Origin of the sequence: Colwellia psychrerythraea (genome assembly GCF_000764185.1) — a bacterium.
Classification (GTDB): domain Bacteria; phylum Pseudomonadota; class Gammaproteobacteria; order Enterobacterales; family Alteromonadaceae; genus Colwellia; species Colwellia psychrerythraea_B.
Genome location: NZ_JQEC01000021.1, coordinates 135579 through 157974, shown reverse-complemented (window position 1 = coordinate 157974; position 22396 = coordinate 135579). Strand labels below are relative to the sequence as shown.

The window sequence follows — 22396 nt, the reverse complement described above, 5'->3', positions numbered from 1 at the left end:
TATGTTTGTTATTTTGAGGTTAAGTATGAAAAAACTGTTGATTATACTTTCAATAAACTTGCTGATTGGCAATGTTATTGCCTGGTTTATGGGCGCTGCACCTATTGATTTCAAAATGGTGCCTTATTCACAGCAAGAGCAAAACCTGATCACTGAAATCAACACTGAGTTGCGACTAAACCCCAATGACAGTACGTTGCAAACACAACTCGGCGCTATGTATTCATTACATAATCAAATTGATGACGCAGAGAAATTGTTAACATCAGCCTTCACATCCGATCAAGATGCACTTACCTTGGCATGGTTAAGCGGCAACCAGGCAAAACAGGCTGGTGCTATGTTCGATCCTTTAATGGGCCTGTCGAAACTGTATCGATTATATTCAGCCTGCGGCGAAATGAACCAAGCAATCACTATGCAGCCAAATAATTTTGAAATTCGTATGGTACGGTTAGCTACTTTTGCCTCAACCAACCTACTCAATTGCAGCCTCGACACTGCGTTCATTGACGAAGCTTGGTTCAAACAATATTTTGATAACCAAGGTGCCAATGCGCCCCTTGAGTTAAAACTGCAATTTGAGCTGACCATGAGCATCGCCTACGCTAATGCCGGAGGCAGAGAGAACCAACAAATGGCCGCCCATTACATGTCGCAATATCAACAAGGGTCTCAAGGCAGCAATCAATCGCCGCTGGTTTTACACCAACTTGCTACGGCCAACAAACTACTAACGGAAGGTTCTTGATGACTGTCGTTAAATTACAGGGCGTATCCCGATACTTTCCTGTAGGCAATACTCCTATTACTGCACTGGATAAAGTAGATTTAACCCTTGAAAAAGGTGAATTTGTGGTACTTAGAGGAGCCAGTGGCAGCGGCAAAAGTACCCTGCTCAACCTTATCGGTGCGATGGATGATCCTAACGAGGGTGAAGTCTTTATCCATGGCATGGCATTAAGCTCACTGTCGGATAAACAAAAATCACAATTACGTAGCCATTACATTGGCTTCATTTTTCAGTCGTTTAATCTTATCCCGGTGTTAACCGCGTTGGAAAACGTGCAATACCCGTTGTCATTGCAAAGAGTAGCGAATAAAGAAGGCAAATACCGCGCAGCCCAAGCACTAGAGCAAGTGGGTCTAGCCGATTTTATTCATCGTCGGCCTAACCAATTATCAGGCGGGCAAATGCAACGTGTCGCCATTGCCCGAGCATTGGTCACAAAACCCGATATCATTCTGGCAGATGAACCGACCGCCAACCTTGATTCCGAAACATCAAAGCAAATAATGGATCTGCTTGGCTCACTCAATCGCAATACTGGCGTAACCTTTTTATTTGCCACTCATCACGACTTCGTATTGAGCCGAGCATCAAGAATATTAGAATTAAAAGACGGTCACATAGTCAAAGATGAGCCTGTACAACACTTAAACTTGGTAAATCAAATCGCTCTTGGAGAGGAAGTTGGATAATTTATTTAATAATATCGGCCTGTTATTGCTGACGATAACGCTTGGTGGTTGCTCGGAGCCTGACGTACATAAACAAAGTAAAAGCATAGCTTTTCTTACAGCGAGTACAGTTAATGTTAATGCCACTAAAGCATTAAATTATGAAAAATTTACTAAACCGACGACTGTTCCGACAACCAATATCGAGCGTCAGGCATTGTTAAAATCACTCAACATCAAGACCGATAGTACTATAGATGAACGTCGTTTAGCCCTGTTTGTCCGGTACACTTATTTTGCTAATAGCCAAGACCGTCAGCTGAATACGCTTGAGCAGCTCGTTGGAGAGATCGCGAATATGCGCAAAAGCCGTCCAGACGATCATGAGCTGACTGCGTTATATGGCAGCGCTACGTGTCTGCAGACCGTATTTTTTCTAGATAATCTTGGTAAAACTAACTTGTTGTCTAAAAAAGGTAGCCGTTATCTTGATCGTGCTGTGAAAAGTGCCCCCAATCACTTAGGTGTACGTTTATATCGCGGTATTACTTATGCCGAAATGCCTGCCTTCTTAGGTAAAGGTCGCCAGGCAGTTGCAGACTTTACCCTGATCAAAAGTGCCACAAATAGTCAAACAGATGAAAAGTTCACTGCTATGGTCGATTATTACTACGCCATGGCATTGCTCAAAAATCAGCAACAAAACAATGGCCTCGAACTACTTGCTGCGCTAGTCGACAAAAACATTGTTCCTTGGTCTGCACGTGCTGCAACACTACTAAAAGATAAGGGCTAAGGCATGTTAAGGTTAAAATTGGCTTTATTAAATGTATTGCGAAATGGTCGGCGCAGCTTTATCACCCTACTGGCGATCCAATTTGGCGTTATCAGTTTAATTCTAATGGGCGGCTTTTTTACCTCCATGTACGAAGGCATGCGCGAAAACGTAATCCGCTCACAGCTCGGTCATATTCAAATTTATCAAGCGGGCTTTAACCAGTTTGGCAGTCAACAGCCTGAAGATTACTTGATTGATGCCGAAACCCTACACAAAGTCACCAAGCTGGTTGAATCACTTGAACAGGTAGAACTGGTTACACCAAGATTGAACTTTACTGGTCTGTTAACCGACGGAAACAGGTCGTTAGCCGTGGTGGTTGAAGGTATCAATCCTGATAAAGAGTCGCTGTTAAGCTCAGCAGTAAAATTAACTGCTGGTGAAGACCTGTTTGAAGAAGACACCGACGGAGCATTAATTGGTGACGGCTTGTTTAAATCGTTAAACCTTTCTATCGGCGCATCGCTGACCTTGATGGCGACGACGGCGGATGGAAGTTTTGACGCCCGTGATGTCACAGCTATCGGCGCAATTTCTACTGGTACTCGTGAAGTGGACAACCGCTTTATGCGAATGAATCTACAACATGCACAAGCATTAATGTACACCGAAGGTGTTACCCGTCTGGTGGTGTTGCTTAATGACACTAAACAAACTGACGAAGTTATGGCTTTGTTATCCCAAGCATTTAAAAAGCAAGGACTAGCGCTGGAACTGCGAAGTTGGAGTGATCTGGCAGATTACTACCATGAAGTGGTTAATCTTTTTGACGGTATTTTCTTTGTTGTACAGATAATTGTTTTGGCTATCGTCTTACTGGGTATTGTTAATACTATGGTCATGGCCGTTATGGAACGTACACAGGAGATTGGTACCATTCGCGCTATTGGCGGTACCCGTAGCGAAGTTATGGGCCTGTTTATCAGCGAAGCCTTCATACTAGGTTTGATTGGTAGTCTACTAGGTGTCATTTTTGCGATATTGCTGGCACAGGGAATTACTGCTGCTGGCATTATGATGCCGACCCCTCCCGGCAGCTCACAAACCTACCCTATCCGTATATTTACCGAAGCAGATTTACTTTGGCAGAACGGCCTGTTTGGCCTATTGATAGCTGTGGTATCGAGCATCTATCCGGCGGTCAAAGCCTCACGTATGGTAATTACCAAAGCTTTAAGATTTGCCTAATTGGAGTGAGAAATATGAATGCATTAATAAAAGTGTTAACAAAAGTATTATTACCTGTGGGACTCGTTTTATTAAGCCCTTTAACTCTGGCATTGGATCAAGAACTGAGTCAAGAAGGTACGATTAATAGCCAAATAACGGATAGCAAGAAAACGGTTACAAGCGAGTTCAACACATCAATCGAACCTGACGCCCAACAGTTGCTGGAATTTATCGATAACTTGCGTGGTTATAAGGGTCAGAGTTTTACCTTTGAATTATCTAACATCAGCTTCAAAGAAAACAAACAAAATAACCGTAATAAACTGGCAGTAAAAGTACTGAATGACGCATCACTGGTAGAGTTTACCGCTCCAGCCCGATCTAAAGGTCGTAAAATTTTGAAGCAGGCGCAAAATATGTGGATCCGCTTCCCCAGCACCCGCAACGTAATACGCATTTCACCCGCCCAACGCTTATTAGGTGAAGCGAGCAATGGTGATGTTACTGGCACTAATTTCTCACAGGATTATACGGCCACTTATGAAGGCACGGAATTGCTCGACGACCAGCCTGTTATTAAACTTAACCTATCAGCCAAACATGACAAAACGACTTATAAACAAGTGGTATTTTTCCTTGACAGTAAAAGCCATCTGCCCGTGCGCAGTGATTTTTATGCCCGCTCCGGCAAGCTGGCTAAACAAGCTTATTACACTAAGTTTAAAATATTTGATGGCGACTTAAAGCTACATCGTATGAAGCTGGTCAATCCAATTATCGGTGGCAGTTATACCTGGATGATGTTTGACAACTATCAAAAGCGAGATCTGAGCGATGCCATTTTTCACAAAGATGCACTGTCGAGGTAACGGAGGGTGATGATGTTAAGAATCTGGCCGCTACTCGCCTTTTTATTTAATCCATTGGCGCTGTGCAATAACTCTGACACGAGTAATGACCCTTTTGCTGACGATCCGTTTAAAAATGAGGCATCGCAAATAAACAATAACCACGACCATAAAAGCCGGATCGAGTTAAAAGGCTATTATCAGCATAACAACCTTCGCACTGATCACCCGTTTAACCCGGGAGAAGAATTATTTTCCGACAAGGTTAAGCTTGTTTCACTCGATGCTCAGCTAGAAAGTGACTGGCAAAATCAGTGGAAAACTCGCGGCAGAATATATCTTCGCTATTTGGACGAGGGTCACAAAGATGCCACCAAGAGCACTTTACTTGAGGGGATAGCACAATGGCAAAGTAAAGATCGCAACCTAATCATAGAATTAGGTCGTAGCAAACCACAGTGGAGTAACGGCTATAACTACGACATTGCTAACATGTTACAACCCCAGCGCAGCTTACCTTATATTGATCAAGATAACCCGCTGCAAAGTAAAGGTTGGGACATGGTTTCTGGGCAATATTTCAATGGCCCATGGTCGTTTTCCGCTTACTTGGTCGCGAGCGAAAACCCTTATGTTGATACTAATTCTGAGGCTGTATTACGGTTGGGTTATCAAGACAATGACTCTTTTTCATTGTTATTAAATAAGATAGAAGGACAAAATCTGTCATTCGGTGCAACTTACAGTAGTTTATTGACCGACTCAATTACCTTTAGAACAGAATGGACCCGTCATAGCTATCGACAAATGATCAGCAGTTTAAAAATTAAACAACAATCTAATTACCAGCGGTTAGTGCTTGGTTCCACCTACACAGCAGATTCAGGTTGGTCATTGACTGGCGAGTATTTTTATAACGAACACGGTGCTAATAAACAAGAATGGGAAAATGTGACTGCTGATGCGGCTGCCAGCGCTGAGCGTTTGCGCCAAAATCAGTCTACAGATCCCGCAACCGACTACAAAAATACCTATACAGGTCTGAATTTAATGAGCCAAGGCTGGGTACGTGAACGTTATTTTTCATTTATGTTTATGTCAATAGAAAGCGAAGACCTATGGCAATTACGGCTCAGCTCTCAATACAGTCTAGATGATAGCAGTAGCTTATATCGGCTTGAGCTACATAAATCCTTCAACGACAATTTTTCAGCGCGACTGCAGTGGCAAGTATTTAACGGCTGTGACTTGTGTGAATATGGCTTGAGCCCCAGCAACAATGATGTCCGATTGACAGGCAGTTGGTTGTTTTAGCCTTTTTTATAAAACATATTTACAAGGCATAAATGCAAAAATAAATATAACCATATATATAATAATAAGGGACATCATGGATTTTAATAATAGCTACCGAGTTGACTTACGGGAAATGAATTTCCTACTTTGGGAGCAATTTGATATTGAAAAAAACTTGCTTGACCCAACAGTAAATGCCGAATACAACAAAGACTTTATCCAGCAGCTATTATTTCATGCCCGTGATTTTGCTTATAACGAACTAGGCCCCAATTACCAAAGAGCGGATCGTGAAGGATGTAAACTACTTGACGATGGCACGGTACAATTACCGTCAAAGTATCAGGGCATCTGGCAAAAATATACTGATGCACAATGGGGTCGGTTGAGCTCACCACAGCACTATGACGGCTTGTCATCACCCTATATAGTCGCTCAAATGATTTATGAAGTATTCCAAGGAGCTGATCCGTCATTTATGGTCTACTCAGGATTTTGCGCTCCGGCAATGTATCTTATCGAGAGATTTGCGACAGCAGAGGTAAAACAGTGCTTCAGCCATAAACTAGCGACCAACGAATGGACCGCTTGTTTGTGCATGACCGAGCCGCAAGCTGGCAGTGACGTTGGTGCGATAACGACAAAAGCCATCCCGCAGGATGATGGCAGTTATCATATTGAAGGCGGCAAAATATTTATCTCCGCCGGTATGCACGAATTAACTGACAACATTGTTTACCTTTTACTTGCTCGGGTTGAGGGAGCACGTCCAGGCACCACAGGATTGTCTTGTTTTGTAGTACCACGCTATGATTTACAACATGACGGCTCTTTAATAGACAACCATGTACGCTGTGTTCGTCTTGAAGACAAAATGGGCATCCACGGCTGCGCTACAGCTCAGCTTAGCTTTGGCGACAACGGTCCATGTAAAGCTTTTTTATTGGGCGACCGGGAAAATATCGGTCTGCGTCAACTATCAAGCATGATGCACATGGCCCGAATTTCAACCGGTATTTACGCATTAGGATTGGCTGGCCGGGCTTACATGAGCGCCGCCGAATACGCAGAAAATCGTGTTCAAGGCACCAGTTTTAAAGAAGCATTTAACCCCAGAGCGAAAAAAGTTTCCATCATGGCCCACATTGACGTACGCCGGATGCTGCTTGAAATGAAATCTAAGGTAGAAGGTTGTCGGGCGCTGATCCACAAACTAACTTTCCATCAAAGTTGGCTCACCAACCTGCAGGCGCTAGAGACACTGCATCCTGAAAAGTCGGAGCAATATCAAGCACTGAGTAAACACCATGAATCGCTAGTACATTTGCTGACACCTATTGTCAAAGCCTATACATCAGATCAGGCATGGCGAGTCGCGGAATTGGCAATACAAGTCTACGGCGGTCATGGTTACATCAAGGACCATCCTGTAGAGCAGATAGCGAGAGACGTGAAGATTCTGTCAATATGGGAAGGCACGTCGTTTATTCAATCGGCTGACTTGATGAAAGACAAATTAGCAATGGGTCGCAATTCAAAGCTGCTGGTAGTATATCAAGATCAGGTCAAAACCAGCATTGCTCGTAACCGCAAGGCTGGTGTTTTGTTAGTCGAGACTGATGCATTGGAGCTGTCTCTGGCAATATTTGTTAAGACTCATGCGCTTATGGGCACTTGGGTAAAAGAGCAAAAACTCGAGTTGATATTTTCGATTTCAACCCGTTTCCTCGAAATGATGGCGGAAGTAACCTTGTCGTGGTTACTACTCGATGGTGCTGTCATCGCAGTGCAGAAACTAAAAAACCTAGAAGACTCACAAGACGAAGCCTTCTACACAGGTAAAATCGCTAGTGCTCAATTTTACGTGAATAACATATTGCCAGGTGTTAAATCAAAGGCTGAGATTATTGCCAAAGAAGATACTTCTGCGCTTGATGCGACTGGAGATATGTTTTTGCAACGAACTGACCTGTACGGAAAACAGTATTTTTAGCTAAAAAGTAATAAAACCACCCTGCTTACATTTAAGTTCTTGTACTAGGGATTACTAGTACAAGAACTTAATTCACATATATTGAAGTGGTTGTAATGTTATGCGCTTAATTTACCTTTTAATTCGATAACAACATCACTATAACTGTAATTATCAGTAGTACCGTTTACAGCCACGCCTTTCATTTTTATATTCAAGGCTTTTTGTTGTGCGCTAGTTAATTTGCAATAACAACTAAACACTAATTCTATCCAGGCTTTTGGGGCTATTACTTGTGTTTCCTCCAACCAAGTATTTTGAAACTCTTGGTAAAAGCTTAAAGCAGAAACAGTGCTGTTATTAATGATCACGCGTTCAAACAATAACTCGGTTTGCTGTTCAAAAAAGTCCTCTTCTGCGGCTACCTTTTCAATCGGTTTGAAGCTGACTTCACTGGTAGCTCTTGGTTTTATTGGTGTTACTACTGCCTGTTTACGCAGTGACTGTATTAAAACAAGTAACGATTGTTCAATGTCAGTTTGTTTAGTATCGACATAACTTTTCAGTGGCATTGGCGGAGAATATTTTAATTGCTCGGGTAAGTTTGGCAACTCGTAGAGGTTTTCATCGAGATCAAACTCAGGATGTTTACGTAAAAAACGTGCCATATTTCGTAATTGACTGGCTTGTTTTTCATCTCTACGTAAGCGAAATAAGCTAATTCGCATGTTATCAATAATCAAACGCAGCTTCGGTAAAATTTGATTATACCAATAAACAAAGCTAGATATTTTACGGGCAAACTCATTAGGACAAAGCCAATCTAGCCAGTCGTAACAATCTTGTGGGTCAATCTGTTGTAACTCATTTAGTAGCTTTTGTGCATGAGATAAATAACGCTCGTTCTGCCGTATTTTATTAGTCAAACTACTAACAAAACCAAATTGGCTTACAATAGCAAAGTGCATATTCTCTAAGTTATTATTTAAACTGTCTTTAGTTTCATAGAGTAAATCATCGAGCTGATCTAAATAATATTCGGCATCTTCTTGCTCTTTAGCTAAAGTGGCCAGTTGATAGTCTTTTACCACTTCTTCAATCGCTTCAATCACTTTACCCATGTCGGTAAGTTGTCGATAACTGGTTTGTTTACGCATTAATCGGTTTAGCATGCGCTTAAGATCTGTGGTTACTCGATATTCTCCAGGAGAATCATCAGGTCTGATCAAGCCTGATTTATGCAACAAATTAATGGTATTAACATCTTGTTCGTCACTCGCGATAGAGCCATATACATAGGCGCTGGCGAGTAATTCGTTATATGCGCCAATTTGTCTAAGCAAACTTGCGACTTGCGCTGAATCAAAACCAGCCACTAGAAAAGCAACTCATCTTGTTGACTTTTCTCTTGTTCTGGTAACGTGACTAGCTCAGCATCATTTAAAAATTCTATTAACAAATAAATTAAATCAAAACGTGCTGTGGCGTAATACCTACTACTACCAGTATTTTTACGGACAAAATAATGCATTTCTTCAAGCTTTTGAAAGACCATAACTAATTGCTCACGCGTTTCAGTTTTATTGGTTTTAAAAGGCTTGATAGAAGTTAAGCGACGTAGTTGTTCACTCAAGGTTTGATCATGCTCAAAGGGTTCAAATAATTCATTGATATTGAGTACTGATTTAGCACGAATTGGTAAATCTGCTTGTGTTGCCGTTAACAGTAAATCTAAAAACTCCACCAATGGTCTAAAGGTGCTACGCATTTCACTAAATAAAATACTGAGCTCATGTTCGTTACTTTCGTCAACTTGATTAAAGGTACAGTAATAAGCATCAGCGCTATCAAGGTAGGTAAGCTTTCTATCTAAATTCGCCAAAAAATCATTCACTTTATCGTTATGACTTTCTGCTTTTAGATATAAATATTCGGCTTCACAAGCCGTTTGACAAATAACCGTGCCACACAGCAGCTTTTGAATACTTTCTTTAAACATTAACTTAACTCCTCTGTGCTATTTTGCTGTGTATTATCTACTGATTTTAATACTGCGCTAACGGCTGGTTTTTCTTCAGGTTTTTCGTCAGCCATTACTTTTGTTGGTATTTTATTACGTTGTGCAAGTAGTTCGTCTAATCGAGATTGTGGAATTTCAGCATGATAAATCTTATTGTCTTTTAATTTATAATGGCGATTATACAAGGATAAAATATGACGGTCTGTTGATGGTGAGGCTGATAACATACTGATATGGTTGTCATTAAACATTTGTAATAATAGGTCAATGTTTTCGGCGGCGAGCTCTCCTAGTTCATCAACAGGTAAGATTATTTGACTAGCATGTTTACTGTCACCACGTAACATGGCTAAAAGACCCGCAAATAAAGACAACATGGCTAAATAAGACAAACCTGTTGAGCTGACTTTTTTCAGCTGTTTAGCATTACGTGCGTATTTTATTTGGCCTTTTTCAACAATAGTAAATTCTAAGTCAAACAAGTTATTGTGCGCCAAGACAAAACCTTCGCTAGGTAAATAACTGGCTAACTTTTGCATGGCGTATACTAAATCATCTGGTACATCACCAAGACCATCACGCAATTGGTCTTTATGTAATTCAAAAACTTCCGCAAACTTTTGTAATGGTCCCCAGTAATCAAGCTCTTCTTGCTTCATTACTGTTGTTACATTGATATCGGCTAACGCTTCAAAATGCGCTAAAGCAGTAACTTTAGTGGATAAAAGTTTACCAATGCGCTTTATATTACGACCAAAGTTTTCAATATGTTGATAAAACTCGTTGATCATAGTGGCGTTAACAGTCACTAATTGATAAGTACTTTGCTGTTTTTGCTCTGCACTATTTAGTAATTCACTAATAGGCTCACGATATTTAAATAATGCATTAGCACCAGAATAGTTATCGTTATCAAGCAATAGTTTTTGCCAGTTTTCATATAACTCACTGCCTGAGTGATCTTTTCTAAAGCGTTCACTAAAGGTATTTAGTTGACTAGCCAAACGTTTTTCAATGGTTTTAAATTGCTGATGAAAATCATGACAAAAACTTACAGTTAAATCTGCTTGGTTATCTGGCTCTTGTTCAGAAAGTTCACTGACAATTGCTGACATTTCGCATAATCGTTTATTATCATTAAGCTGAACCAATAAATCATCAGTCGCTTGTTTTTCTAGATTGGTTTTCTTAATGAGTTGTTTTAATTCATTTATTTTTGATGACAACTCAATGCTGGTATCTTCATGGTCTGATTCAATATTACGCTTTACAATTTTTCTGTTTTGATTTTCTTCAGCCAAAGCATCACGATGACAATAACGTTCATTCATAAAGCTTTGATAGTCTCGCGCCTTTTGAGCAAACAGCGAACATTGCTGCAGACTCTGTTCAAGCTTCATCCGCTTTGCAATACGTTTGTCTACTTCACCTTCGGGATCAAGTTTTTCTATATCAATGGCTTGTTGTTTTTTTAAATCGCTTAGGCGTTGTTTAGTATTAGCTTTTAATTCGGTAAGTTGCTCCGCTAACTCTGTTAGCTGATTGTCTCTATCACTTTCAGCCACCATGCATTTTTCTAACTTATCATTAGTGAGTTCATGCAATTGCTCACTTTTATCTTCTTCAAAGCTATGCTGCTTTTTTTCAAGTACTTTTATTTGAAGATGTAAATTTTGTATTTGTATCTCAATTGTTTGACGGTGAGACTTAATGGCCAGCTGTTTTTTAACCGTTAAGCTTGCTTGTTGTGTTTGCAATTGCCCTAGTGTTAACTTTTGCTGATTTACATTTTGTATATGCTCTGTGCTATTAATTTTATGTTGATTGATCTCTTTAACTATATATTTTAATTGCTCATCAACTTGGGCAATTTTATCTGTTTGTGTTTGTAGCTTAGTTTCAATAGCCTGGCGCTTTTCACGTAATTGCGCTTCATCTAAAAACAGTGAATCGTCACAAGGTAGCTGTTGTAAGTCTATTGATAAACCATAAAGAGTTGCGGGTGAAATTTCACTTATCTGCCATTGTGGATTTAAATCCGTACGAGATAATTGTTCAGTTGTAAGCAAGCGACCAATATTATTTTGCCAATTGCTCGCTTGCGGTTCGTTAAGCAGATAGTGATGTAAAGAGCCCGCTTGCGGTAGTAGTTGTAATTCAACTTGCTGATAATCTTGGCGTAACTGCTCTAAATATCGATTTGCTTCACTGCGCAGGCCTAATTGCTGGTCTTGCTGTTTTTCTAATTGGTATTGTTGTTTTTGCAACATCGACTCTTGTTGTAAAAGCTGATTGTAGCTTTGTTGAACTTGAGACAATGCTTGAATGTTTTCATCAATATCAGTCGTTAATTGCAGTGGTATTACCGGCAGGCTAAGTTGCTGTGTAGCACTGGCTAACTGATGTTGTATTTGTTGTCGATCTTTTTGCAGCTTCAGCTCTTCTTTATGTAACTGTGCATTAAGACTATGTGCTTGTTGATGAAATACATCATTAATATGTGTTAATTTTTCATTCGCTTCACTGGTTATAAGCGCTGATTTTTCGTTATTACTGCTAATTGCTTTAAGCTTTTCAACTTCAATTTTTTGTATTAATTTGTCAAACTTTTGGCCTATTTTAGTAATATTGCCTTCAAATGCTTCGATAATGGCAATTACTTCATTTAGCTCTGCTTGAATTTGTGGTGCTTGCTCTGCCTTAATTTGATAACTACTCGCATCATCGTCGTCGTAATTAAGCTTATCTTCATCAAGTAAATCAATTTTACTTAAATCGGCATCAATTTTAGCATTAAGATCAAATAACGCTTTTTGATATTGCTCAATGGTATTGGCCAATTCGCTTTCAAGTTTACTCCGTGTTTGAATGCTGCTTTTTTTAAGCTCGTCTCTATCTTGCTGCTTTATCTCAAGGCGCGCTTGATGGGCAATTAATTCTGCGTGAAGGTGCTGTAATTTATTGAGTAAGCTGGTAAAAGTACTAAAATCATTTTGCCAAAGAGTAATTTTATCGGCTACCTTCTTAATGGCTCGACTAGCCTGAATATCTGCAAGCCAACTGGTTATATCGGCCTTATTTAAACTTAATTGCTCTTTTTCATCACTCGTATTACGGGCAAGATGATCACTAGCAATTGCCACTAACATACGTTTAACGGCTTCAAAATCAAGATTTTTTTCTATAGTGCCGTTAATAACTTTATCAATATGTGGACACGCTTGTTCACTAAAAGAAAATCTATTTTGCAGTAATCTTATTTCTTTGTGTTTACGGCCACTACGTAAATTTTGAATTACTTGACGGTATTTATCTATACCGAGAAACTTTGAGCTTTCTTTGCCCATATTCCGGTAGTTTTTTTCTATTTCGTTGATGGTAAAAGGTTTAGCTTTACTGCCTTGATTACTGGCAGCTTGGTTGTTGGCAATGTAGTGTTGTGGATCGTAAGCATCATCAATAAACTTAAAATGTACACCTCTACCATCACTGGTAGCTAATACCTGGCATTTTTGCCCAAAGGGCCTCTGGTATTCGTACACTAAGATACTGGATTCTCGTGGTAAGTAAAAATCAGCAAAGTTTTTTGCTTGATCCACCTTACTGACAATATCGCTTGGTCGCATACCATAGAAAAGTGGCAACAGTCGCATTAATGAGGTTTTACCTGCGCCGTTAGTGCCTTCAAGTTGAGTATGGCCCGTAAGGTCAAGTTCGTTAACTTGACCTTGCCAAAAACTGTCGATAATAATAATACGTAGCAGCGAGTAGCCGTGTTCTGGCATAGTGTGACCTTAGGGGAATTTATTGTTTTAAGTTTAGTGATTTAAGTAAAATTAGTGCAGAGGCTGTAGTTTTAATACTAATGCAGGGTCAATCTTTACATTGAACCAATTAATGCGCCAGTCTAAATGAGGTCCGGTTGCTCTACCACTTTTGCCAACCGCAGCAACAACCTGGCCTTGTTTAACCTTGTCACCTTGTTTTACATAAGCATTACTTAGATGTAAAAAGGTAGAGCTAACACCTTGACCATGATCAATAATCATAGTGCCCCCAGAATAAAACATATCCGGTACCCAAAGCAATACAGTACCTGACGCTGGGGCTTTTACCGGATCGCCAGTTTTACCGGCGTAATCCAAACCAAAATGTGGGTTTTTAGGCACGCCATTATAAACACGCTGACTACCATAAACACCGGTAATTGTACCTTTTATTGGCGCAATGAAACCTTTAGCAAAAAAGTCGAGTTCACTTGCTATTTTTCGTGCCGCTTTTACCTGTTTGCTGTCTTGTTGTGCTCGCGCTACAGACTTAGGGTTTGGCTGCATGATACTCTTCTTTATGCCTTCAATACGCTGAATATTATACTCACGTTTTTGTGGTGTTAAGGTTTTAGTTACCCGATCACCATTAACCGAAGTTATCACTAATTGATGGTTTTGTTTATCATCACGAGAGAAACCAAAAGTATAATCACCGTTACTGGAAACAGTGATAGCCTTACCATTTAAGGTAACTGTATTGTTAGGCTGTGTTTTACCAACAACTAAACCGCCCTGCTTAATTTCACCGCTTAACTCGAATTTTTGACTAGTGCTATGAAAAGCACTGGCAGAAAAGCTCGCCGTTATACTCGCGGAAAAGGTTAAGAAAACTAAGGATCTTCCTAAGGTCTTAGCAGAGGTGAAAGAATGAGCTAAAGAGTTACCCATTAACAATTGCCCCTTTAGCAACACCTTCATAGGCGACAACTGTTACTGTGTTATTAGCTAACTCAGTATGTTCAGCTTTAATTTGTCTTAAAATAAAGTCAGCTAATAGTTCTACTGTTGAATCACAATCAACCACTTCTAATATCTTTTTATCAACGGCGATATCAAATCGACCTTGTGGCGCATGGTAACTAAAATATTGATGATCGAGAGTCAAATTGTTCATTGCATAAGCAGATAGCTCAATATCATCACGCGAAACTCTATCGGCTTCACTAGCAATATAGATATCTTGCCAGCGCTTACACCACTGTGCTTCTAACTTAGCATCTCTTTTATCATCAACATAAATTTTAATTTTAGATCTATGACCATGAGCTATACGCTGACAATTACCATCGTGTAACTTCAAGCCATGAGTATAATGATAATAATCACTCGGAATGACTTCAGGGCGTAGTACCAAGGTTAAACCTTTCACATTGTCTGGCAGTTGCGCCAAGATAATAGCCGTTAAGTGTTTAGTCACCGCGGGCACTGTGATGGTTAAACAGTCGATAGAGGCAAAAGCACATGCTGGAGATTGCAAATAATAACTGGCCACATCGCTAATAAAGTCAATGGTTTGATGACCTTCATTATGAGGCGACTCTGCTAACGTTAATGCTGGCTCTTGTATCGGCAATACCAACTTATGATCAACGGCATCATCAATAATGGCTTTGATTTGCTTTTTTACTACAGCAAAATCAAGCACCATACTTTGATCGTTTAACGATCCATCAAGTAATACGTCAACAATCCAGCTCTCACCTACAATTCCGCGCTGTTTACACAGGTATGAAAAATCAATAACGGTAAGATCATCTACAAATAATTGCATTTTTTTCCTTAATTCTTTTTTAGCTCTCTACGGGTTTAGATTATTCTACAAACAAGATACCAATTCCAATAAGTTTCTTCCCACTCAGCGAGAGTTAAAAGTCTTAGAGGCAAGACATTGATTGAAGAGAATGGTTATTCCCTTATCAAAATCAATAACGTCGAATTTAAGCCTTTACCTTTTATTAGGTACTCGCCCTTTGGGAGCTTACCAGCGATTCGAAAACTGCTGGTAAGTTCTGAGTGAGAACAAATTAATGGATTTGGTATTAGTCTGTTACTGTCCACAAAATGTCTTCATTAGCACGTACCGGAACAACAACATCTTCTCCAAAAGTCATTGTTGCTGGAACTTGCCATGATTTTTTAACTAGGGTGATTTTATCAGTATTAATAGGTAATTGATAAAAGTTTGCGCCATTAAGGCTGGCAAATGCTTCTAATTTGTCTAAAGCTTTTTCTTGTTCAAATACTTCTGCATACAACTCAATGGCAGCAAAAGAAGAATAAACACCGGCACAACCGCAGGCAGACTCTTTAGCATGTTGTGCATGTGGTGCAGAATCAGTACCTAAGAAGAATTTTTTACTACCACTCGTTGCAGCAGCTCTTAACGCTTGTTGATGAATATTGCGTTTTAAAATAGGTAAACAGTAATAGTGTGGTTTGATACCACCGACTAACATGTGGTTACGGTTATATAATAAATGATGCGCGGTAATAGTTGCGGCAACATTGTCACCAGCAGCGCTAACAAAATCTACTGCATTTTTAGTGGTGATATGCTCTAACACTATTTTAAGGTTTGGGTAGTTAGCAACTAACGGTTGTAAAATGGTATCAATGAATACTTGTTCTCTATCGAAAATATCAATTTCAGCATCGGTCACTTCACCATGAACTAACAATGGCATCTCAACTGATTGCATTGCAGCAAATACTTCAGTTAAGTTGGCTACATCGGTAACACCAGATGAAGAGTTTGTTGTCGCACCTGCAGGATATAATTTAGCTGCATAAACCAAACCTGATTCTTTTGCATCAATAATATCTTGTGCGCTCGTTTTATCCGTTAAATATAAAGTCATTAATGGCTTAAAATGAACACTTGGCGCCTCTGCCATAATACGCTGATGGTAACTTTTTGCTAACGCCGCAGTGGTTACTGGCGGTACTAAATTTGGCATTACAATTGCTCGGCCAATATAGCGACTAATATCTGCTACGGTGTTTTTTAATACTACGCCGTCACGTAAATGAACGTGCCAATCATCAGGACGAGCGATGGTTAGGGTGTTAGTTGCTGTAACATTTTCAATAGTCATGTTCATTTTCCAATTTTTTGATGATTACAACCAATTCATCATATTTGATTTCAAGTGGCTGTTTTATAATTATTTATTTAAACCTGGTATTTATAAAATATAGTAACGCGATACTTTAATGACTATGCGTTACCTGAATATTAGTCTTAAGATTACTCTTCAGGTACTTGTTCACCTTCGAGTAACGCCATTAATTGTTCTTTTAAATTTGGTGGCACTTTGTAAATGGTTAATGAGTCATTATGTGGATTATAAACTACATCCTCACCAAAATGACTACGCTCAAAACTTAAGCTTATGCCATTACCATAACCTGAGTATTTAGTGATTTTGTTAACCACTGCTTGTTCATGGGGAAACGATTCTTCAATAGGATAAGATTGCGTCTGACAGAACTGATAAAAGTCTTGTTCTGCTCCTGCACTTTCAACGACTTTACCCACCTCTTGCAGAGATACATCTTGAGAGCTAGCTTTCTGTTCTTTACAGTAGCTTAATAAATCTTTACGCGTTTTTTGCTTCTCGCTTGGGTCTAACTGATTAACCGTAACGTAATCTTCAACCGCTTGAACCAAGGTTTGGGTTTGTTCTTTGGCATTTAGGCCCTCTTCACAACCTAAAAACTCTAAAAAGAAGTCTGATACTTTACGGCCAGCTCTGCCTTTGATAAACGAGATATAACGATTGCCTTGACCATTATCTTTATAGTCAAATAAATCAATACGTGCGGCGAGTTGTATTTTATTGGTGTCTAAATGCTGCGCCGCTGAAATATTTAGCTCACCATCAACACTGTAATGCTCTGAAACAGGTATAACAGCGACAAATAAATAACGTCCACCCATGTATTCATAATGACAGATAACAAAATAACCTGTCTCTTCTATCTCATATTTTTCGATTTCATTTTTTAATACATTGCCAGCTTGGGTACTAAAATCATAAAAATTTTGCTGTTCTGTTAAGTAACTTTCCATTAAATCGACAAAACGTGCGGAGTCACCTTCGCTCGGCATTGAAGAAAAACTACCATAAGCCTTATTACCCTTGGCATTATAAATAGTATGCAAACCATCAACAAAGTTGGTTGTTTTTGCACTTTCTTGTTCAAAATCAATATTTTCTGGCCCTAGTCGTAAGACAACTTCGCCAGTTTCTTCTTTTTTAGACAAAAAATGTAGTGCAATATTTTTAATTATTAAGCTCATAGGATTTTATGTTCAGTTACTAATGTAAGTTAATGTGGGTGTTATGTGCTGCAACGATTGTTCTTTTTATTGTTGTCATATATTAAATTGTGCAGGCATTTGATAAACTAGAGAAATTAAATTTATCATTAACGAAAACACTTATTATGCCTATTGTATCTAAATATTCGAACGAACGTGTAGAAAAAATTATCCAAGACTTACTTGATGTACTGATAAAAGAAGAAGCAACCCCTGATTTAGGCTTAATGTGCTTAGGTAATGCGGTTACTCACGTTATCAGCCAAGTACCTGAAAGCAAACGTACCGCGGTTGTCGACAACTTTACCCGCGCCTTAAAAAAATCTGTGTAAACTCTTTTAATTAATTTCACCTGCAAAAAGAAGAATGATTATCAATGGTTTCTTTTGATACAAAAAGCTACAGCAAAAAACTATTACATTTGATCAGTTGGAGCCATTGGTTCACGTTTTTCAATATTTTAGCAGCAATTGCCCTATCCTCTTACTATTTATTTAGTGATACTGCACCTACAACTCTCTTTGGTCAGATCTACTTAGTAACTACTTGGGTGAGTCATATTGCGTTTTTAACCTTTATGAGTTTTGTTTTGGTGTTATTTCCTTTAACACTGATACTACCGCATACAAAGTTTATTAGGACCATTGGCTCTATCATTTTTGCTATTGGTTTATTCCTACTGGTGTTAGATGCCTTTATCTACAGTCGCTTGGGTTATCACCTTAACGCCTCATCAAGCACACAAATTATTAGTCTGCTACAAGACATAGCTAAAACAAATAGTCTGTTCTTGACTATCAGTGGTGCTGTGGCAATTGTTATTTTAGCATTTGAATTTACGGTAAGTAATTATGCTTGGAAACACTTAAAGCAATTACAAAAAACTATTTTTGCGCGTTTTGTAATTTTTGCTTTAGTTGTATCATTCTTTTTTAGTCATGTAAGTCATATTTGGGCTGATGCAAATCTTGAGTATGATATTTTACGACAAGACACTGTTCTACCTTTGTCTTACCCAGCAACAGCAAAAACATTGTTAACTAAATACGGTTTATTTAACACTGAAGATTATATAGAGCGAAAAAATAGCCCGTTATCATTTAGTCATGCAATTCCAAATTACCCGACTATTACTACTGAGCTTTGCCCAATTGAACAAGTAAACAAAACACCAAGCAACTCGGTATTTTTAATACTGACCGAGCAACAAATTTCTATTAGTCAGCTTAATCAATTTATTCGCAGAGCAAGTGTAACTAGCTTACATTTAACCAATAATATTGATACTGGTCTTAATGATGACGCTTGGTTTAATCTACTTTATTCACTACCGAACATTTACCAGCAAGATATATTAAAGCAAGGCACTAAACCGTTATTGTTCCAACGTATAGACCAACAAGCCCTAGCAACGAGTTTAACCATTATCTCTGATGAGTTTTCTGCTACGGCCAAGCAAGATGAGAATGAAGATATCGCTGTTATTGAACCGCGTTGGTTTGAAGCCTTATTTAGTAAAAAAACAGAACTGCTCAATGTTTCAAGCTTATTATTTGCTGAAAAATTAAATAATAAACAACCTGGTTTGCATATTATTTATTTTAAAAATAGTCATGCCATGAATGCTAAAAAAGCAGTTAAGAACAATAACCAATATCAATTTGAATTGTTTGTTGATGCTTTATTATTAGCGCAGAAACAAAAAGCACAAAAAGATATTATTTGGATTAGCTCTATCGGTAACCAAAGTAATGAAACACGCTTAAATACCAAACCGGCATTATTCATTTATCCTCAACTTGATAAAATAAATCACAAAGATATAACTTTTAATACCAGTAATATGGATTTACAGCCGACAGTAATGAAGCAATGGCTTGGCTGTAATGTTACAGCTAACAGTAATGGCAGTGATTTAGCGACATTAAACAGAGACAGAGTTATTGCTAATACTACCGATAAAGGCATTATTATCTTTGATAAAGATAAATCAGTTTTTGTTGATCAAAATGGTAACTTCCAAAGCTACTCACGACAGTTTTCTGCGCCAATAACTGTAAATGCTGAATTTCCACTGATGATTGATGGAGTGCACTTTATCAAGAAGTTTACCCAGCAAGAAAAGCCATAAGCAGCTTATATTTAACTAACACTGAGTAAAATGAGCAATAATTGTTTAATATCGACTAATAGTTAACCGTTTAATCATTCACGGTTAACTATTCACTGAATTAGCATTGCAATACCTTGATAAATCATTAATATACAGTCGGTAAACTCGTTAAGCCCTAGAGTTTACCTTGTCGGGGTATAGCGCAGCTTGGTAGCGCGCGCGTCTGGGGGACGTGAGGTCGCAAGTTCGAATCTTGCTACTCCGACCATATATATAAAAAAAGACGTCCTAAGACGTCTTTTTTTATGCCTGAACGTCACTAATAATAACTAACACCTAAAATTATAAGGGTTTTAACCACCACCCTACTAGCCAATGCTTTAGCCTGCATTAATAGCTCACCTCTACCAGTGCTTGACTTAACAGCCAACTGTTATTTGTCCTGCTTGAATGCCTTATGTTAATCACCACCACCACAACTACTTCCGCAGCTACCGCCACAGCTACTTGTTGAATCACCTGATGACCCACCACAACCTGAAGAGCAACCTATATGGCTAGCACAATAATTTTTTCCATAGTTTGGAGAGCTTCTATCTTTACAGTTCTTCGAATAATAAAAACCATCTTCTATGTTTAATTTAGTATCTATATCAAACAACATAGGAAGGCGACTAGGTGATTTGGGGTTAATATGTTCTAAGTGACACGCCAATCTCCAAGCCCTTTTAATACCCTCTTGCGCCGTTGTCTTAGATTTCATAGCTTCTGTTGGCGTATGATGTAAGAACCTACCAATTCCTTTTTTACAGAACATTTCATAATTTTTTGTGAATAGAATGAACTGATGCCAAGCTACGTCTACAACTTGGCTAGGCATCGCAACAGGCTTTAATTTAGCTTTGTACGATATAAGAAAGAAGGACCTTAAAGTATCAATAACTAACTCAAGCTCCTCATTATTCAAATGCGGATAAGTGGTGTTAATTCCTTTCTTTATGGACACTGGAAACTCAAAATCCCCTATAAACGCTTTTCTTTTTTTATGCCGATTATAGAAAAAAAATACTAACCAACTAACAACGCCAAAAACGATTAGAATATTAATATCCATAGAAAACTCGTACTCCAAGTACTTGAAATCAACAAACGCCTTGCTAAGCGCCCAAAATTATTGCTTATAATGTTAAGAAACGAAAAACAGCCACTGTTTTTTTGTCCTGTTGAAACAGCTTATTGTGTGTTTAATTATCCGTTATTAGAGACCATAATATATCAATTAAAATAGCTTCACTCTCTTGGGATTGCTTTTTATATTTAGCTGCTAATTTATATTCTCTTTGTGCTGCTTGAGGTTGACCAATAGATTCATTATAACGAGCAGTTTTAGCGCTGTTATCTGATAGTTTATTCAAGTTAGAGCTTGAAGCACAACCACCTAACATTAGTGACAAAATAATAATAACTTTAAACACCGAAAAATCCTTTTATGTAGCTGAAACTGACTAACCAACGTCCGGTTAATGGCTTAAATATTGTTGGCTAAATAAGCCATGCAGGAACAAAAGCCAACGGCTCTTAGTCCTACGTTATTGGTTAGTTATGTTCTATGCCTGACGGCCTAATTGCTTTTAAAAAATAACCAACCAAAACGGATATTAGTAAGCCAAAAAATGATACTAGTCCTGAGACCAGAAGAACGGCGCCACCCATGTTACCATTTTCAAGCGTCCTTTCATCCAAACCCAAATAGTTTGATTGAAAGACAAATATGAATAGAAGCGATAACACTACAATTGCTACAGTGGAAAGAAATGATGCTTTCCAAAAAGAATTAGGTAATTTCCAATGTATCCCACCTGCAATTAATATTGAAAGCCCGCTTAATAAATATGGAATCAATTTTCAACCCTCTCGAATAACATAACACCACGTTAAGCGGCAAATAATAGCTGGCAAAAATGTGTGGGGCACGAACAACAGCCAGCTGTTATTTGTCCGTTTGAACGCCTTATAGAGGAAAATTCACCCAATATTATAAATTAGAAAAACAAATAGAAATACACTAAACGCACAAACTAATCTTACAGTCCAAACAGGTAAAAGAGCAGTTATATATTTGATTATGAATTCTACTTTACTGGTACCCAAAACAGGTATTGCTAATGCTGCTGCCATAGAAAGGTAACCAAAAATAGTAAATATTAATGGAATTAGTGCAGCCTCTGCTGACAATACTAATGAAATCCCTAAAAACATTCTAATTACAATATCACTATATCTTGCCAGTTTTGAGTTTACGAGGTGCGGCATTCCAAGGATTAGCTTTTGAGGAAAAATGATACACAAAACACTTAGTAACACCATTCCAAATGAAATCATAACGATAATCAACTGCCAAACTGTATAGTCCACACCGTTTACCTCTAACGCCCTCGTTAATGGGCTCAAAATTGTTTACCAAAATGTTGAGGCACTAGAAAACAGCAAACTGTTTTTTGTCCTGATTTAACTGCTTATACGC

19 protein-coding genes and 1 tRNA gene are annotated in these 22396 nt (G+C 38.6%); 10 read left to right on the top strand and 10 right to left on the bottom strand.

Annotated features, from left to right (window positions below; translation table 11 throughout):
• The first annotated feature begins 25 nt into the window (after positions 1 to 25).
• The 7 genes from GAB14E_RS12790 to GAB14E_RS12820 all read left to right on the top strand — a co-directional run bounded on the left by GAB14E_RS12790 (position 26) and on the right by GAB14E_RS12820 (position 7606).
• Entirely contained in the window at positions 26 to 751 is a 726-nt protein-coding gene (locus GAB14E_RS12790) for a hypothetical protein (protein ID WP_156115714.1), read from the top strand.
• Positions 751 to 1482: an ABC transporter ATP-binding protein gene (locus tag GAB14E_RS12795; RefSeq protein ID WP_052093645.1), complete on the top strand. Its 732-nt coding sequence runs from the start codon at positions 751 to 753 to the stop codon at positions 1480 to 1482. The genes GAB14E_RS12790 and GAB14E_RS12795 overlap by 1 nt, the downstream gene beginning before the upstream one ends.
• Positions 1475 to 2257 carry a hypothetical protein gene (locus GAB14E_RS12800; RefSeq protein WP_033082117.1) on the top strand — a complete coding sequence of 261 codons (783 nt, stop codon included), beginning with the start codon at positions 1475 to 1477 and terminating at the stop codon, positions 2255 to 2257. The genes GAB14E_RS12795 and GAB14E_RS12800 overlap by 8 nt, the downstream gene beginning before the upstream one ends.
• Positions 2258 to 2275: 18 nt before the next feature.
• Positions 2276 to 3487, top strand: a complete 1212-nt coding sequence (locus GAB14E_RS12805) for an ABC transporter permease (protein ID WP_197061186.1) — start codon at positions 2276 to 2278, stop codon at positions 3485 to 3487.
• A gap of 14 nt (positions 3488 to 3501) precedes the next feature.
• Positions 3502 to 4338: an outer membrane lipoprotein-sorting protein gene (locus GAB14E_RS12810; protein ID WP_052093644.1), complete on the top strand. Its 837-nt coding sequence runs from the start codon at positions 3502 to 3504 to the stop codon at positions 4336 to 4338.
• Positions 4339 to 4347: 9 nt separating this feature from the next.
• Positions 4348 to 5631, top strand: coding sequence for a hypothetical protein (locus tag GAB14E_RS12815; protein ID WP_156115713.1), 1284 nt, complete (start codon positions 4348 to 4350; stop codon positions 5629 to 5631).
• A gap of 76 nt (positions 5632 to 5707) precedes the next feature.
• Positions 5708 to 7606: an acyl-CoA dehydrogenase gene (locus GAB14E_RS12820; protein ID WP_033082114.1), complete on the top strand. Its 1899-nt coding sequence runs from the start codon at positions 5708 to 5710 to the stop codon at positions 7604 to 7606.
• Between the two features lie 98 nt (positions 7607 to 7704).
• Here GAB14E_RS12820 and GAB14E_RS12825 read toward each other — a convergent pair whose 3' ends face one another.
• The 7 genes from GAB14E_RS12825 to yejK form a co-directional block, all read right to left on the bottom strand.
• Positions 7705 to 8961: a hypothetical protein gene (locus GAB14E_RS12825; protein WP_033082113.1), complete on the bottom strand. Its 1257-nt coding sequence runs from the start codon at positions 8959 to 8961 to the stop codon at positions 7705 to 7707.
• Entirely contained in the window at positions 8961 to 9584 is a 624-nt protein-coding gene (locus GAB14E_RS12830; RefSeq protein ID WP_033082112.1) for a hypothetical protein, read from the bottom strand. The genes GAB14E_RS12825 and GAB14E_RS12830 overlap by 1 nt, the downstream gene beginning before the upstream one ends.
• Positions 9584 to 13390, bottom strand: a complete 3807-nt coding sequence (locus GAB14E_RS12835) for an ATP-binding protein (RefSeq protein ID WP_033082111.1) — start codon at positions 13388 to 13390, stop codon at positions 9584 to 9586. The genes GAB14E_RS12830 and GAB14E_RS12835 overlap by 1 nt, the downstream gene beginning before the upstream one ends.
• A gap of 51 nt (positions 13391 to 13441) precedes the next feature.
• Positions 13442 to 14323, bottom strand: coding sequence for a M23 family metallopeptidase (locus GAB14E_RS12840; RefSeq protein WP_033082110.1), 882 nt, complete (start codon positions 14321 to 14323; stop codon positions 13442 to 13444).
• Positions 14316 to 15206, bottom strand: a complete 891-nt coding sequence (locus tag GAB14E_RS12845; protein WP_033082109.1) for a 6-carboxytetrahydropterin synthase — start codon at positions 15204 to 15206, stop codon at positions 14316 to 14318. Before GAB14E_RS12845 ends, GAB14E_RS12840 begins: the two co-directional genes overlap by 8 nt.
• 268 nt (positions 15207 to 15474) lie before the next feature.
• Positions 15475 to 16530: a dihydroorotase gene (pyrC, locus tag GAB14E_RS12850; protein ID WP_033082108.1), complete on the bottom strand. Its 1056-nt coding sequence runs from the start codon at positions 16528 to 16530 to the stop codon at positions 15475 to 15477.
• A gap of 152 nt (positions 16531 to 16682) precedes the next feature.
• Positions 16683 to 17738 carry a nucleoid-associated protein YejK gene (gene yejK / locus GAB14E_RS12855; protein ID WP_033082107.1) on the bottom strand — a complete coding sequence of 352 codons (1056 nt, stop codon included), beginning with the start codon at positions 17736 to 17738 and terminating at the stop codon, positions 16683 to 16685.
• A gap of 146 nt (positions 17739 to 17884) precedes the next feature.
• Between yejK and GAB14E_RS0122900 the strand changes: the two genes are divergently transcribed.
• From GAB14E_RS0122900 to GAB14E_RS12865, 3 genes are all read left to right on the top strand, one after another.
• Positions 17885 to 18091: a YejL family protein gene (locus tag GAB14E_RS0122900; RefSeq protein ID WP_033082106.1), complete on the top strand. Its 207-nt coding sequence runs from the start codon at positions 17885 to 17887 to the stop codon at positions 18089 to 18091.
• Between the two features lie 44 nt (positions 18092 to 18135).
• A complete protein-coding gene (locus tag GAB14E_RS12860; protein ID WP_033082105.1) occupies positions 18136 to 19890 on the top strand; it encodes a DUF3413 domain-containing protein in 1755 nt (584 codons plus the stop codon).
• Positions 19891 to 20063: 173 nt separating this feature from the next.
• Positions 20064 to 20140 (top strand) — tRNA-Pro (locus GAB14E_RS12865).
• Positions 20141 to 20332: 192 nt separating this feature from the next.
• Here GAB14E_RS12865 and GAB14E_RS12870 read toward each other — a convergent pair.
• The 3 genes from GAB14E_RS12870 to GAB14E_RS12885 form a co-directional block, all read right to left on the bottom strand.
• Positions 20333 to 20986, bottom strand: a complete 654-nt coding sequence (locus GAB14E_RS12870) for a glycine-rich domain-containing protein (RefSeq protein WP_033082104.1) — start codon at positions 20984 to 20986, stop codon at positions 20333 to 20335.
• Between the two features lie 130 nt (positions 20987 to 21116).
• Complete coding sequence (locus GAB14E_RS12875) at positions 21117 to 21347, bottom strand: hypothetical protein (RefSeq protein ID WP_033082103.1); 231 nt, start codon at positions 21345 to 21347, stop codon at positions 21117 to 21119.
• Positions 21348 to 21897: 550 nt separating this feature from the next.
• Positions 21898 to 22287 (bottom strand): hypothetical protein, encoded by a 390-nt coding sequence (locus GAB14E_RS12885; RefSeq protein ID WP_033082101.1) that lies wholly within the window; start codon positions 22285 to 22287, stop codon positions 21898 to 21900.
• Positions 22288 to 22396: the final 109 nt, after the last annotated feature.